General features: G+C 68.3%; 15 protein-coding genes and 3 pseudogenes. 11 read left to right on the forward strand and 7 right to left on the reverse strand.

The window, feature by feature from the left end; translation table 11 throughout:
* Positions 1-127: 127 nt before the first annotated feature.
* The gene (locus AB0D57_RS40925) at positions 128-547 is read right to left on the reverse strand and encodes a hypothetical protein (RefSeq protein ID WP_362085925.1); all 420 of its coding nucleotides are present in this window, start codon (positions 545-547) and stop codon (positions 128-130) included.
* A gap of 116 nt (positions 548-663) precedes the next feature.
* Here AB0D57_RS40925 and AB0D57_RS40930 point away from each other — a divergent pair, with 116 nt between their 5' ends.
* Positions 664-1542 (forward strand): hypothetical protein, encoded by an 879-nt coding sequence (locus tag AB0D57_RS40930; RefSeq protein ID WP_362085928.1) that lies wholly within the window; start codon positions 664-666, stop codon positions 1540-1542.
* A gap of 5 nt (positions 1543-1547) precedes the next feature.
* Positions 1548-2171: an SMI1/KNR4 family protein gene (locus AB0D57_RS40935; protein WP_362085931.1), complete on the forward strand. Its 624-nt coding sequence runs from the start codon at positions 1548-1550 to the stop codon at positions 2169-2171.
* Positions 2172-2210: 39 nt separating this feature from the next.
* Here AB0D57_RS40935 and AB0D57_RS40940 read toward each other — a convergent pair whose 3' ends face one another.
* The 6 genes from AB0D57_RS40940 to AB0D57_RS40965 all read right to left on the reverse strand — a co-directional run bounded on the left by AB0D57_RS40940 (position 2211) and on the right by AB0D57_RS40965 (position 7812).
* Positions 2211-2963, reverse strand: coding sequence for a hypothetical protein (locus AB0D57_RS40940; protein ID WP_362085934.1), 753 nt, complete (start codon positions 2961-2963; stop codon positions 2211-2213).
* Positions 2964-3393: 430 nt separating this feature from the next.
* On the reverse strand, positions 3394-3774 hold the full coding sequence (locus tag AB0D57_RS40945) for a hypothetical protein (protein WP_362085937.1): 381 nt from the start codon (positions 3772-3774) through the stop codon (positions 3394-3396).
* 258 nt (positions 3775-4032) lie between these two features.
* Positions 4033-4644, reverse strand: coding sequence for a hypothetical protein (locus AB0D57_RS40950; RefSeq protein WP_362085970.1), 612 nt, complete (start codon positions 4642-4644; stop codon positions 4033-4035).
* Between the two features lie 104 nt (positions 4645-4748).
* Positions 4749-5252 carry a hypothetical protein gene (locus AB0D57_RS40955; RefSeq protein WP_362085940.1) on the reverse strand — a complete coding sequence of 168 codons (504 nt, stop codon included), beginning with the start codon at positions 5250-5252 and terminating at the stop codon, positions 4749-4751.
* Between the two features lie 91 nt (positions 5253-5343).
* Positions 5344-6141, reverse strand: coding sequence for a DUF4328 domain-containing protein (locus AB0D57_RS40960; RefSeq protein WP_362085943.1), 798 nt, complete (start codon positions 6139-6141; stop codon positions 5344-5346).
* A gap of 93 nt (positions 6142-6234) precedes the next feature.
* Positions 6235-7812: a glycoside hydrolase family 20 protein gene (locus AB0D57_RS40965; protein ID WP_362085946.1), complete on the reverse strand. Its 1578-nt coding sequence runs from the start codon at positions 7810-7812 to the stop codon at positions 6235-6237.
* Positions 7813-8270: 458 nt separating this feature from the next.
* On the opposite strand from AB0D57_RS40965, the gene AB0D57_RS40970 reads away from it, so the two are divergent.
* From AB0D57_RS40970 to AB0D57_RS41010, 9 genes and pseudogenes are all read left to right on the forward strand, one after another.
* Positions 8271-8786 (forward strand): 2-oxo-4-hydroxy-4-carboxy-5-ureidoimidazoline decarboxylase, encoded by a 516-nt coding sequence (locus tag AB0D57_RS40970; protein WP_362085949.1) that lies wholly within the window; start codon positions 8271-8273, stop codon positions 8784-8786.
* A gap of 235 nt (positions 8787-9021) precedes the next feature.
* Entirely contained in the window at positions 9022-9402 is a 381-nt protein-coding gene (sdhC, locus tag AB0D57_RS40975; RefSeq protein WP_362085952.1) for a succinate dehydrogenase, cytochrome b556 subunit, read from the forward strand.
* 5 nt (positions 9403-9407) lie between these two features.
* Entirely contained in the window at positions 9408-9893 is a 486-nt protein-coding gene (locus AB0D57_RS40980) for a succinate dehydrogenase hydrophobic membrane anchor subunit (RefSeq protein WP_362085955.1), read from the forward strand.
* Positions 9894-9926: 33 nt separating this feature from the next.
* Entirely contained in the window at positions 9927-11681 is a 1755-nt protein-coding gene (gene sdhA / locus AB0D57_RS40985; protein WP_362085958.1) for a succinate dehydrogenase flavoprotein subunit, read from the forward strand.
* Complete coding sequence (locus AB0D57_RS40990; protein WP_362085961.1) at positions 11681-12442, forward strand: succinate dehydrogenase iron-sulfur subunit; 762 nt, start codon at positions 11681-11683, stop codon at positions 12440-12442. Before sdhA ends, AB0D57_RS40990 begins: the two co-directional genes overlap by 1 nt.
* A 137-nt stretch (positions 12443-12579) precedes the next feature.
* Positions 12580-12834 (forward strand): annotated as a pseudogene (locus AB0D57_RS40995) (IS5/IS1182 family transposase); the annotation flags it as partial.
* Positions 12815-12940, forward strand: a pseudogene (locus AB0D57_RS41000) (transposase); the annotation flags it as partial. The pseudogenes AB0D57_RS40995 and AB0D57_RS41000, both read left to right, overlap by 20 nt.
* A gap of 26 nt (positions 12941-12966) precedes the next feature.
* The gene (locus AB0D57_RS41005; protein ID WP_362085964.1) at positions 12967-13191 is read left to right on the forward strand and encodes a hypothetical protein; all 225 of its coding nucleotides are present in this window, start codon (positions 12967-12969) and stop codon (positions 13189-13191) included.
* A gap of 133 nt (positions 13192-13324) precedes the next feature.
* Positions 13325-13625: pseudogene (locus tag AB0D57_RS41010) on the forward strand (hypothetical protein); the annotation flags it as partial.

Raw genomic sequence — 13625 nt, forward strand, 5'->3', positions numbered from 1 at the left:
CACCGAGTTCGCCCGAATTTCACGCCGTTCGACACAGTCGGACCGTGTCGACGTCCCCGTGGTCATCAGCGTCGGCTCCCACAGAAATGTCACAGCACATCAGCCATCCCTCCGCCTCACTCGTACCTCAGGCCATCTGCCGGGACGCCCGCCCGTGCAGGTGCAGATACAAGGCCCGTACGGATTCCCGCTCCCCCGCCTCGAACCGCTTCACGACCTTGCCGAGCGGGTTCCACACCCGCCCGTCGGCCATCCGCACCCCGACAAGCTGGCCGAACAACTCCCGCTGCCCGGTATCGAATTCGACCCATCGCGCCCCGGCCCGCCGCACCAGCACCTCACCCGTGTACACGCCGAGCCCGAACAGCACATGCTCGACACTGCCGGGCTCGGGCTCCCCCTTCCGCAGCCCGTCCACAATGAAGTCGACGACCCGCAGACTGTTCACGGAGTAGTCCAGCGGCACCCGGTTCCGCGCCGTGATCTGCCGCACGAACCGCGCCGCATGCTGCCGCATCCGCACATCGACCGACGTCCGCTCCGCCACGAGCCCCGCCCCCTCGTCCCCCTCCACGCCGGGGCGTGGTCACGCACCGGTCCACCTGACCAAGCGGAACGCGGGCGTCGAACGTCACGCATGACCGGAGTGACAAAGGTCACGGCGTGGGGTTACTGGTTCGGCACAACCTCGTCTTCGACACCACCCCCACCAATACCGTCCGCCGCTGCGGTGGCCACCCCGGCTGGTTGCGCTTCGCCACCAGCGAGGACGGCAACTTCATGGCCGTCGACACGGCCCCGGCCCAGGGCGGCCGCCCTGGCCAGATCATCCGCACCGGCCGCGACTACGACGACGGACCCGCCTACGTCACCGAGTCGATCACCTCACTCCTCGGCCACTACCTGGATCTGCTGGACCAAGGCGCGTACGAGAAGAGCGGCGACCGCATCTACCTGCGGGAACTAGCCCGCGATACCGCCCCCCAGCAGATCATCGGCGCCATCCCCGACGAGGTCCCGTCCACCCTCCAGGCGATCCACATCAACGACGCTCCCGGCCTCGTCGACCTCGCCCCGCTCACCGCCGCCCCCAACCTCCGCCGCCTGCACCTCAACCGCTCCACCACCGCCGACCTGACGCCGCTGCGCGACCTGCCCGTCGAATCCCTGCGCATCACCCTCGACAACGGCAATCTGACCCCGCTCACCGCCCACCCTCACCTCGCCTCCCTCGACCTGACCACCACCGCCCCGGCCGACCTCACCCCGCTGCGCACCGTCCCCCACCTGCGCGGCCTCGACCTCTCCGGAGCCGACGTCCCCGACCCGACCGTCCTGGCCGACCTCCGCTACCTCTCCCTCACCGCACGCCAGTGGACCACCCTCTTGAACGAGGGCACAGTGCCCCCCACCCTCACCGCCGCCCGCCTGGCCGACGCGGACGCCACCCTCGACGACGCCCTCGCCTGGGCAGCCGGCCTCGGCCTCGACACCGAGAGCACCCTCCGCCTCACCGGCACCCTCAAGACCGCGGGCGGGTGAAACACGTGCGAGGTCAGGCACCTGGTCCGTCCTATGCGTGGCGGAACCTGCTGCAGCGCTGGAGTGATGAGTGGCTGGATCCGGTCCTGCATGAGCAGGAGCGGGCCGAGCCGTTTGCCGACGAGATCCGCAGGGCTCGCTGGCTGGGTACCACTGGGGCGCCCGCTGAGGAGGTCAGAGCGCTCGAGAACCGTCTGGGCACCGCGCTTCCGCCCAGCTATCGGCAGTTCCTGCTGACCAGCGACGGCTGGCTCGACACGACGCACGACATCGAGCAGATCCTGCCGGTACGAGAGGGGGGATGGGCCCGTGAGATCGATGCCGGGCTCGTGGCCGACTGGACCGACGGATACGGCGATGACGAGCTGCGGGTCTGCGACGAGGAGTACTTCGTCTATGGCGAGACCCAGGACCCCGCCACGATCCGACCGCAGTACCTGCCACAGACGCTGAAGATCGGTCATACCCCGGAGTCCACCGACGTCTACCTGCTCAACCCCTGCGTGGTGACCTCCGACGGCGAGTGGGAAGCCTGGTACCTCGCCCACTGGCTCCCCGGCGCAGTCCGCTACAGGTCGTTCTGGGATCTGATGAACGACGAGTACAAAAGCTTCCGCGGCGAGCGATGACCGTTACGGAACACCACCGGAACGCGGAATCAAGGTCACTCAACTGACGCCCGCCGGAAGCCGGATGTCCCCGTCGAACACACCTCGGTTCTCCTCCCGGACATTTTGGCTGTAGCCGATGCTTTGCCCCTGGTAGGGGATCAGGAAGCTGCACTCGAAGCGGTGGGAGATGATGTGGAAGGTCTTGGCATCGAGGACCAGTACCTCGTCGAGCCGGTTCAGCAGAATCTGGTCCTTGCCCGCCGTGACCCCGGACTTCCGCAGTTGCGTGAGGGTCGGTTCCAGTTCCCGTACCGCCTTCTCGACCGCGGGACGGTCTTCGACCTCGGCCAACGGCCGTGCTTCGACGTCCACTTGAAGCTGTACCTCGCCATCCGCTTCCACCACCGCAACGGCCCCTTCGCCCGCCTCGGCGTAACTCTCGAACGCCTCAAGGGCGTCCACAGGGTCCTCCACCTTGTTGGCGATGTCCGGGTCGGAGACGGGCCCCTTCTTCCATACGGAGTCCGCCCCTCCCTCCTTCACATAGCCAACTCCCCCTAGGACAAAGACCTCTTCGGCCTCGCTCGCCCCCTTACTGGCGATGGTCCCCGTCGAGTGAAGGGCTTCGGGATGCTCGGTCCGCCGCACCGTGGACGTATAGGAAGCGGCACTCTCCTGCCCCTGCAGCACGAGCCCCTCCTCCCCCTTCACCTCGAAGGCCCACCCGCCCTCAGCCGCCATTGCCTCCCGGGCACGATCCAGAAATTCCTCCGGTGTCTTCGGCGCCGCGAACTGTCGCTCCTTCTTCACGTCAGGAGTCGCCTTGACCGCCGAATCCACCACATTCGGCGACTCTCCCGCCCCGCCACCGGCAGAACAGCCGACCAGCAACCACGACAGCGGTACACCGACCAACGCCGCGCATCCGAAGCGAGCTCTCATATCCAGGGTCTCCCGTTCCGTATAAGGGGCCCGGTTATACAGGAGCGCGGGACGGGGTCGCGATCGTACGGACATTCAGGGCAAAGGCCGTTACGGACAGTCAGCCGGCGACCATGTCCGGGCTCGTGTGGCCGGACCACGGTGACCTGACGTGTGCGGAGCCCGGGCATCCGGTGGGACATGTGTGCCTGTCCGACTCCGAGGGCGCGCAGTGGGAAGACCTCGCGGAGACACTCGGCCTCTGCGGCGGCGGGCACTCCCGCCGCCGCGCACAGTCGTCGACGATCGAGTCGCGGGCTCAACGCGTGGCCTCCCGACACAGCAGCCGCAGCGACCCGTCGCCCGCGTAGCAGCGGCGGGCCTCGTCGATCGGGTCCCACAGCCGCCCGTCAGGCGTACGGATCCAATGATCGCCGCCCGTCTCCCACCACTCCGCACCCGTGTGCCGGGCGACGACCTCACCGCCGTACGCCCCGAAGCCGCGCAGCACCGTCTCGACGGCGGCGTACGGCGCGCCCTCCCGGCGTATCTCCTCGATCAGCCGGTCGACACGCCACAGACTCTGCACGGAGTAGTCGAGGCGCAGCCGCGCGCCCTCACGCATCGTCGCGACCGCGTCCGCCGCCCAGCGGATGGGCTTCGTCGCAGCTTGGGGCCGGGTTGCTTGAGTTGCGTTCACACTCGAAAGAGCGCCCTCCGAACAGAATTCGTCACGCCCGTCCGATCACTCCCCGACACCGGCGCGGGATCGCCCCGCGGCGCCCGCAGGACGGTCACAGGACTCTCGCAGGCGACGGGTTTACGACGCGGACAGGTTTACGACACGGAGGGCGCCGTACCGGCGGGGTCTTGGCGACAGGACCCGCAGAACGCCATACCGGCGAGGCGCGGCGGTACGACACGGGAGATCCCCTACCGGGCGAGGCGCCGGCGTCGCCTACGCCCGCCCCCGTGCCCGGCGCGACACCACCGCCCGCACCACCCGCCGCCCCTCCGTCGACTGGCCCAGGACAAGCCGCAGCCCGCCCGCGCCCCGGTCCGCGAGCAGCTCCAGGATGGCGATCTGGCGCCGCAGCTCGGCGGCGACGAGCGGTGACATGCCGTCCGTACGGCCCTCGCGGCGTGCCGCCACCGAGGACGTGCCGTCGGCGGCGATGTCGAGGAGCTCGTGGATCCGCAGCGCCGCCACGGAACAGGCGTCGGCCCACCCCCGCAAGGCATCGGCGGAGGACTCGACCGGAACGGTCGCGAGCATACGACGGACGAGGAAGGCGGCTTGCTCGTCGGGCGAGGCACCCGAGCCGGGACCGAAGCCGGGGTCAGCGTCGGAGTCACAGTCAGGGTCCGCGTCCCCCGGCTCGCCCAGATCCGCCCGTGCCTTCGCGACCCGCTCCCCCCAAGCCTCCCCATCCACCAGGCTCGTCCACAAAGGCCGCAAGACGTCGTCGTCATCACCGCCCAGCAAGGGAACGCACCGATCCAAACAAGCCAGTCCGCTCGCCGCCAGACCACGCTCGTCGGCCTGAGCGATCAGGTCCACCAGGCTCATCGCGCCTCCCTCGAACTCCTCGAACACCACGACAGGGCGCCTGTTTCTCACGGAGCCCGCACTTCCCCTTACTGCGTGCAACAGACCGGGAGTGTCACAGGAGCTCACAGAGGCACAACGCCGAGCCGGTCCAGGAACCGGAACAGGAGGTTTTCAGCCAACGGGTCGGCGTCCGCGGTCAGCACCTCGAGCAGTGGGCCCGCGACCACCGTGCGCCCGGCCTCCGCGGCCCAGGTGACGGCCCGCTCGGCGGCGTCGGGCGGCTCCAGGAAGTAGTCGTCGACGGTGAGCCCCTCCTCGCCCGCCTCGAGGTACCCGGCCATGGCGGCCCGGGCCAGACACGTCGTCCAGGTGCCGCTCTCGGGCCCGGCCGCCTCGACGACCACGCAGTCGCTGTCCATGACGTACCCGAAGAGCGCGGGCGCGCCGGTCTCCCGGGCCAGGGTGTTCATGCTGCCGACGTCGCCGTCGCCGCTCGGGTACTCCCACACCTGCCAGCCGTCGGGTGCCGTCGTCCGCAGCACCATTCCGTCCGCGTCGGCCAGCGCGTCCAGTTCGGCGAGCGGCCGCTCGCTTCTGCCGACGACGTAGTACCCCCAGTAGCCCATGACGGTTCCCCCTGGTGTCTTGGTACGGCTCGGGCCGAATACACCACAGGGGTAGGGGGGTTGGCCAGCGAATCGGGCGAATCGGCGCGCTTCAGACGGCCGCGGGGACCGGGCCGCGCAGAGCCTTCTCGTTCTGCATCCGGGTCAGCCGCAGGACCACGAGGCTCGCGAGCACGGCGGCCGCGAGGTCGAGGGCGTCCGCGAACATCACCTGACTGGCGGCGTCGTGGATCTCCTGGGCCGTTTCGGCCCTGCGGTACGCGGTGAACCCGGCCCGGTCGGCCACAAGCGACATGATCCACAGCGTCCACCAGGCGTTGACAAGCCCGTGCCGACCGCGACCCGCGGGGCTGCTCGCGTCCCAGATGTCCAGCATGATCCGACGCGGGAACCAGAGGTTCACCACCGGCACGAACCATCCTCCGACCGCCCAGCCGCGCTTCTTGCTGTGCCCGAACGGGTTGAAGACCTCGGCGTTCACCCGTACCCGCTGGAACCAGATCAGGTAGACGACGATGGCCGCGACGAGGGCGGACGTCTGCGCGATGCCGGCCACGGAGTAGAGCGCGTCCACGGAATCGGCCTGCGACTGGCGCGCTTCGCTGAGGTCGCCGTCCGCGATGGCGCCCGCCACGTCGGACATCCTGATGTCGGCCCAGAGGGCGAAGAGATCGGCGGCGGCGACCACACCGAGCAGCACCGCGGCGGCTTTTCCGAGGCCGACCGGCGAGCGCAGCCAGGCCGGACCGTGCGGCGGCGTCATGGTGCCCACCGACATGGGTACGGGGGCCGGCGCGGGCGCGTCGGCGCACACGGAGCACAGCCCGTCGGGCGTCGAGGCGGCGAACTGGCGACAGCGCTGGCAGATCATGGAACCCCCGAATGACATGCACAAGAAACCGGGCGCGCCCCTCCTCAGGGGCACGCCCGGCACACGAATACGCGGAAGATACGGTTCGCTCCGCCCGTACGTCCAGTCGTTTCAGCCCAGTCGGTCCGCCATGCTCTTGAAGTCCGCCCAGGACAACGCCGGCCGCCCCGGATCCCACAGCTTCTGGACCGTCGCCCGCAGCGGCATCCTGATCCCCGCCGCCACCTGGTCCTGGGTCTGCGCGCCCGAACGGTCGCACCAGACGGCGAAGGTCCCGCCGAGGATCTGGTCGTTGTACGTCGCGGCAACCGGGGTGGTGCCGCGCAGGACGAGCGGGGTCCACTGTTCGTAGATGCGCTGCCCGGTCGGGTAGACGAAGGTCTGCGGCTCGCCGAGGACGTAGTAGAGGAACTCGTCGTTGTAGTTGAGGACCTTGCGGCCCGCGCTCAGATACTCGACGGGCGGCCGCGCGCCGATCTCCTTGCCGGTCCAGTACGCGACTTGCAGGTCGCTGTCCGCCCGCACCGTGCCCCCGCGGAAGAACCCGTCGTTCCAGGCCCGCATCGTCCGGTCGTGCCCGCGGACCACCTCGGCGCGGCCGTTGAGCCAGCCGGTCGCCAGATCGGCGACGCCCGCGCCCGCGCCGTAGGCCTTCTTGGCCGCGGTGGCCAACTGCGGATAGGAAGCCTCCGGGTTCGCCACCGTCAGCGCCTGGTACTCGTCGCCGCCCAGATGCCACTGCGAGCCGGGGAACAGTCCCGCGTACTCGTTCAGCAGGTCGTCGACGAGGGCCGCCGCCGCGGGCTTGGAGATGTCGATCGCGCCGCGGGTGGCCACCCCCGAGACATTGCGCAGCTGAAGCTCGGGGTGCGCGGCGAGCACCGCGCCCAGGTGCCCCGGCGAGTCGATCTCGGGGACGACGGTGATGTGCCGGCTCTTCGCGAGCTCGATGATCCGCGTCACCTCCGCCTTGCTGAGGTGCTCCTTCGACACGATCTCCGGGTGCGTGGTCGACGCGATGCGGAAGCCCTGGTCGTCGGAGAAGTGCAGGCCCAGCTCGTTGAACTTCAGATCACCCAGCTCCCGGATCCGGTCCTCGATCCAGGCCGCCGTGAAGTGCTTGCGCGCGATGTCGAGCATCAGCCCGCGCCGCGGCTTCGCGGGCTGGTCACGTACGACACCCTCGGACGCCGCGCCGCCGCCCTGCACCTCCTGCTTGAGGGTGCGGGTGCCGTAGAAGACACCCGCCTCGCCGGGGGCCGTGATGGTGACCCGGCGGTTCTTCACGGTCAGGGTGTACGACTCCGGGTCGGCGTTCGTGTCGTTCAGGCCCAGCTCGACATCCCCGTCCCGGGCCTGTGTCTGTCCGGCGTACGACAGCTTCAGCTCGCCGGCGAGCAGCCGCCCCTCGTCGGCGAGGTCACCGTCGCCCACGACCACGCGGGCGCCCGTGGCGGGACGCCAGCCGGGCCCGCGGGCGGGGGTGTGCTCGCGTACGGCGGGAATCGTGCGGGGGGTCCGGGACAGCGGGTACGTCCGGGTCGGCGAGGGAGACGGAGCGGCCGCCGACGTGGACGTCCCGCCCGGCAGCACGCCGGCCCCCGTCACCTCGCCGCTGCCTCCGGAGGGCCAGAGCGCGACGGTCGCCGCCAGGGCACCCGCCACGGCGACACCCGTCACGACCAGCACCGGCCGCCGCCTCTCTTGCCTCGGCGCCCGTCGCCTGCCCCTGTTCACCGCATCACGCCCCTCACGTCGCGCACCTCACGTCATACACGTCACGTCGTACACGTCACGTCGTACACGTCACGTCGTACACGTCACGTCATACACGTCACGTCGTACACGTCGGGGAAACTCAAGCCCCCATCTCCACTTCAACCGTCCACTACACGTACCGAAACTCTCCCGGTCGGGTGAAATTCGGGCATCCGTCGGACAGCTCCCGTCAACGGTCGGTAGCGTGGCGGCACAACTCTCACTTCTTTCCCAGCCGACACACAGGTGGCATCCGAGTGACGTCACCGCTTTCCATCTTCATCCCATCTCCGAGAACCCACACCTCCATCCATCGCCGAGGACCCACGCTGCCTTCGCACCGTCTCCCACGTCTCCCCGGCCAGGTCGACCTGCCCGAGCTGCCAGAGTTGGCCGAGCAGAAGAGCGTGCCGCCGCCCCCGGCCCGCCTGGAGCCGTTCAACTCCGCGTCCTTCGAGGCCGTCGAGGCCACCCTCCTCACCTGCTGCCGCAGCCTGCGCTGGGCCCACCGGCTCGCCGACCACCGGCCCTACCCGGACCTGGACGCACTGCTCGCCGCGGCCGACGAGGCGGCGTACGACCTGACCGCCGCCGACCTCGCCGAAGCCCTGGCCGGCGAGTCACTCACGCCGCTCCCCGACGGCGCGTACTCCGCCGCCCACACCGCGCTGAGCGCCGCGCACGCCGCGTACGAGAGCCGTTTCGGACACGTGTTCGTTATCTGCCTGGACGACATACCTCCGACGGAAACCCCCGACCGGGTACTCGCCGCCATCCGATCACGATTGGCAAACGATCCGGAGGAGGAACGCACCATCACGGCGGACGAACTCCGTCGCCTGGCCAGGGGCCGCCTGTTCCGCCTGGTCCAGCACTACGCGCCCCTTCAGGGCCTGGGGCAGTGACATGGTGCGGCTCCGCCGCGTGGGCACGATCAGCCACAACCAACCCTCATCCGACAATTCCTCGCAATAGCCCGAACGTGCCTGATTGATTGCCAGTTTGATCACATAGATAGGGCCGCTGTAAGCGTTCCGACAACTCGTCGCTACGATGGCCAGGGCCGGTGGACCGTACCCGGCCGGGCCCACCGACACAGAAGCCGGCGCGGCCCCAATCCCCGCTCCCGGAGGGTCTTCCGTGCCGGCTGGAACGCTGTACCGCGGCCGGGAAGGAATGTGGTCCTGGGTGGCTCATCGAGTCACCGGCGTCTGCATTTTCTTCTTCCTGTTCGTACACGTGCTGGACACCGCTCTCGTCCGTGTATCCCCCGAGGACTACGACAAGGTCGTAGCCACGTACAAGACGCCGATCGTCGCGCTGCTGGAGTACGGCCTCGTCGCCGCCGTCCTCTTCCACGCGCTCAACGGCCTGCGTGTCATCGCCGTCGATTTCTGGTCGAAGGGCCCGCGCTATCAGAAGCAGATGCTCTGGTCCGTCGTCGGTATCTGGGTCGTGCTGATGGCCGGGGCGCTGTACCCCGTCCTCGGTCACGCATTCCGCGAAGTATTCGGGAGCTGACACAGATGTCCACTACAGAGACCGCCGCTTCCGGCATCGGCCCCGTCGAGGGCGCGTTCTCGGCGTACGACGTCGACAACCCGGCGCCGCTCATCGAGGCCCCGCGCAAGCGCACCAAGAAGACCCCGAAGTCGACCCGCGGCAACTTCGAGATGTACGGCTGGCTGTTCATGCGCCTGTCCGGCATCGTCCTGGTCGTCCTGGTCATCGGCCACCTGCTCATCCAGCTCGTCCTCGACGGCGGCGTCTCCAAGGTCGGCTTCGCGTTCGTCGCGGGCCGCTGGGCGTCCCCCTGGTGGCAGGCCTGGGACCTGCTGATGCTGTGGCTGGCGATGCTGCACGGCGCCAACGGCCTGCGCACCATCATCAACGACTACGCGGAGCGCGCGAACACGCGGCTGTGGCTGAAGGGCCTGCTCTACACCGCCACGGTGTTCACGATCCTGCTGGGCACGCTGGTGATCTTCACCTTCGACCCGAACATCCGCTAGGCGCACGGGACTGAGGGACTGAGAAAAGCACTCATGAAGATCCACAAGTACGACACAGTCATCGTCGGCGCCGGCGGCGCCGGCATGCGCGCCGCCATCGAGGCGACGAAGCGCAGCCGCACCGCCGTGCTGACGAAGCTCTACCCCACCCGCTCCCACACGGGCGCCGCGCAGGGCGGCATGGCTGCCGCGCTGGCCAACGTGGAGGAGGACAACTGGGAGTGGCACACCTTCGACACGGTCAAGGGCGGTGACTACCTGGTCGACCAGGACGCCGCCGAGATCCTGGCGAAGGAGGCCATCGACTCGGTCCTCGACCTGGAGAAGATGGGCCTGCCGTTCAACCGGACGCCCGACGGGACCATCGACCAGCGCCGCTTCGGCGGTCACAGCCGTAACCACGGTGAGGCGCCGGTGCGCCGCTCCTGCTACGCGGCCGACCGCACGGGCCACATGATCCTCCAGACGCTGTATCAGAACTGCGTGAAGGAGGGCGTGGAGTTCTACAACGAGTTCTACGTCCTCGACCAGCTGATCACCGAGGTCGACGGCGTCAAGAAGTCGGCCGGTGTGGTGGCGTACGAACTCGCGACCGGCGAGATCCACGTCTTCCAGGCGAAGGCCGTGATCTACGCGTCCGGCGGCACCGGCAAGTTCTTCAAGGTGACGTCCAACGCACACACGTTGACGGGTGACGGCCAGGCGGCGGTCTACCGTCGTGGACTGCCGCTGGAGGACATGGAGTTCTTCCAGTTCCACCCGACCGGCATCTGGCGCATGGGCATCCTGCTGACGGAGGGCGCCCGCGGTGAGGGCGGCATCCTCCGCAACAAGGACGGCGAGCGCTTCATGGAGAAGTACGCGCCGGTCATGAAGGACCTCGCGTCCCGTGACGTCGTATCGCGTTCCATCTACACGGAGATCCGCGAAGGCCGTGGCTGCGGCCCCGAGGGCGACCACGTCTACCTCGACCTCACCCACCTCCCGCCGGAGCAGCTGGACGCCAAGCTGCCCGACATCACGGAGTTCGCGCGCACCTACCTGGGCATCGAGCCGTACACGGACCCGATCCCGATCCAGCCCACCGCGCACTACGCGATGGGCGGCATCCCGACGAACGTCGAGGGTGAGGTCCTGTCGGACAACACGACGGTCGTCCCGGGCCTGTACGCGGCCGGCGAGGTCGCGTGTGTGTCGGTGCACGGTGCGAACCGCCTGGGCACCAACTCGCTGCTCGACATCAACGTCTTCGGTCGTCGTGCGGGTATCGCGGCCGCCGAGTACTCGGCCAAGGCCGACTACGTCGAGCTGCCCGAGGACCCCGCGTCGCAGGTCGTCTCCCAGGTCGAGAACCTGCGCAACTCCACCGGCACGGAGCGGGTCTCGACCCTGCGCCTGGAGCTGCAGGAGTGCATGGACGCCAACGTGATGGTGTTCCGCACCGAGCAGACGATCAAGACCGCGGTCGAGAAGATCGCCGAGCTGCGCGAGCGCTACCGGAACGTCTCGATCCAGGACAAGGGCAAGCGGTTCAACACGGACCTCCTGGAGGCCATTGAGCTCGGCAACCTCCTGGACCTGGCCGAGGTCATGGCGGTGTCCGCCCTCGCCCGCAAGGAGTCCCGCGGCGGTCACTACCGCGAGGACTACCCGAACCGCGACGACGTCAACTTCATGCGCCACACCATGGCGTACCGCGAGGTCGGCGACGACGGCACCGAGTCCATCCGTCTCGACTACAAGCCGGTCGTCCAGACCCGCTACCAGCCGATGGAGCGTAAGTACTGATGGCTACCCCTGTTCTGGACAAGGTCGAGGCAGAGTCCACGGCCTCTCCCTACATCACGGTCACGTTCCGAGTCCGCCGCTTCAACCCGGAGGTCTCGGCCGAGGCGACGTGGGAAGACTTCCAGCTGGAGATCGACCCCAAGGAGCGCGTCCTCGACGGCCTCCACAAGATCAAATGGGATGTCGACGGAACCCTCACCTTCCGCCGCTCCTGCGCGCACGGCATCTGCGGCTCGGACGCCATGCGGATCAACGGCAAGAACCGCCTGGCCTGCAAGACGCTGATCAAGGACATCAACCCTGAGAAGCCGATCACGGTCGAGCCCATCAAGGGGCTGACGGTCCTGAAGGACCTGGTCGTCGACATGGACCCGTTCTTCCAGGCCTACCGCGACGTGATGCCGTTCCTGATCACCAAGGACACGAACGAGCCCACCCGCGAGCGCCTCCAGACCGCCGAGGACCGCGAGCGCTTCGACGACACGACCAAGTGCATCCTGTGCGCGGCGTGCACGTCGTCCTGCCCGGTCTTCTGGAACGACGGCCAGTACTTCGGCCCGGCGGCCATCGTCAACGCCCACCGCTTCATCTTCGACAGCCGTGACGAAGCGGGCGAGCAGCGCCTCGAGATCCTCAACGACAAGGACGGCGTGTGGCGTTGCCGCACGACCTTCAACTGCACGGACGCCTGCCCGCGCGGCATCGAGGTCACGAAGGCGATCCAGGAAGTGAAGAGGGCGCTGATCACGCGCCGCTTCTGATCTTCTTGCCTGTACGTGTACGAGGGCCCCGTTCCCGGGTGGGACGCTGTTGGTTAATTCGGGGCCTCGCGTGACGTCGGCCTTCAAGACCTGGTTGTGGTCTTGAAGGCCGATGTTGTCGTATGGGGTGGGTGCGGATGTCGATGCGGCCGAGGGGATCTGGGGAGATTCCGGCGGAGACGGTGCGGGTGGCGCGGGCCGCGTTCCCGAAGGGGAGTCTGGCGGTCCGGGTCCGTGACGAGTTGGGTCCGTTGTTCACCGACGAGGAGTTCGCGGACCTGTTCCCGGCGCGGGGCAAACCGGCCTGGTCACCGGGTGGGCTGGCGTTGGTGCTGGTGTTGCAGTTCGTGGAGGGACTCACCGACCGGCAGGCCGCGGAGGCGGTGCGCGCCACCGGGCCGTGGAGCGAAAGCGGGGGACCAGTGTGCCCAAGACCGTTCGGGGCACGCGGCTGAGCAGGAGTCCTGGCAACAGGACTCACTCCCACTCAGTCTTTAGGAACGGTGACAGGAAAGGAGGAGCGTGTGGATCTGGCAACCGAGTGGAAACTGAGCGCCGACCTCAGCGGGTCCGTCGAAGGTCGATTTCCGCGGCTTCGTCGACGCCCGGTCAGCGCGGCGTTATTCCGCGGCGCCCTCGTCTTGACGGGTAACCGCGAGGCGGCGGAGGACCTGGTCCAGGAAACCTTGGAGCCGGCCTGCCACAAGTGGCGCACGATCAACACGAAGGACGCTCCGGACGCCCCATGAAACACGGCCATAGCCGGGATCGCCGCCGCCCTCATCGTGGCCGGCGGTGGCACCGCCCTGGCCACCGGCACCAGCGGTTCGGACGCCCCGAAGCCTGCCGCCGCGGGCTACCGCCGACGCCGACGCCATCTTGGTGGACGGCAGCAAGTACAAGTACGAATTTGCGGGCTTCAGCCTGGACTTTGGCAAGCAGCAGCTGCTGAAGTTGCAGCTCAAGCTCGGCACTGTCAGCTCGACGGACTACGGCAAGAACCGCCAACACTTCGTCCCGAAGTGTTGGCGGTTTCCGAGAAAGGCCCCCGGCAGCAAACCGGCCAACCGTGCAAACGACCTGAAATACAGAAAACCCCCGTACCGGATTCCCGGTACAGGGGTTTTCTCTACAATTAGTTCGGCGGCGTCCTACTCTCCCACAGGGTCCCCCCTGCAGTACC

It is taken from the genome of Streptomyces sp. NPDC048275 (assembly GCF_040652275.1).
In the GTDB taxonomy this organism is placed as follows: domain Bacteria; phylum Actinomycetota; class Actinomycetes; order Streptomycetales; family Streptomycetaceae; genus Streptomyces.

Bases quoted from the DNA above. Each gene is read 5' to 3' on its own strand.
- AB0D57_RS40950 (WP_362085970.1), bottom strand. From the start codon at position 4,644: ATGAGCCTGGTGGACCTGATCGCTCAGGCCGACGAGCGTGGTCTGGCG.
- AB0D57_RS40955 (WP_362085940.1), bottom strand. From the start codon at position 5,252: ATGGGCTACTGGGGGTACTACGTCGTCGGCAGAAGCGAGCGGCCGCTC.
- AB0D57_RS40960 (WP_362085943.1), bottom strand. From the start codon at position 6,141: ATGTCATTCGGGGGTTCCATGATCTGCCAGCGCTGTCGCCAGTTCGCC.
- AB0D57_RS40980 (WP_362085955.1), top strand. From the start codon at position 9,408: ATGTCCACTACAGAGACCGCCGCTTCCGGCATCGGCCCCGTCGAGGGC.
- sdhA (WP_362085958.1), top strand. From the start codon at position 9,927: ATGAAGATCCACAAGTACGACACAGTCATCGTCGGCGCCGGCGGCGCC.
- AB0D57_RS40990 (WP_362085961.1), top strand. From the start codon at position 11,681: ATGGCTACCCCTGTTCTGGACAAGGTCGAGGCAGAGTCCACGGCCTCT.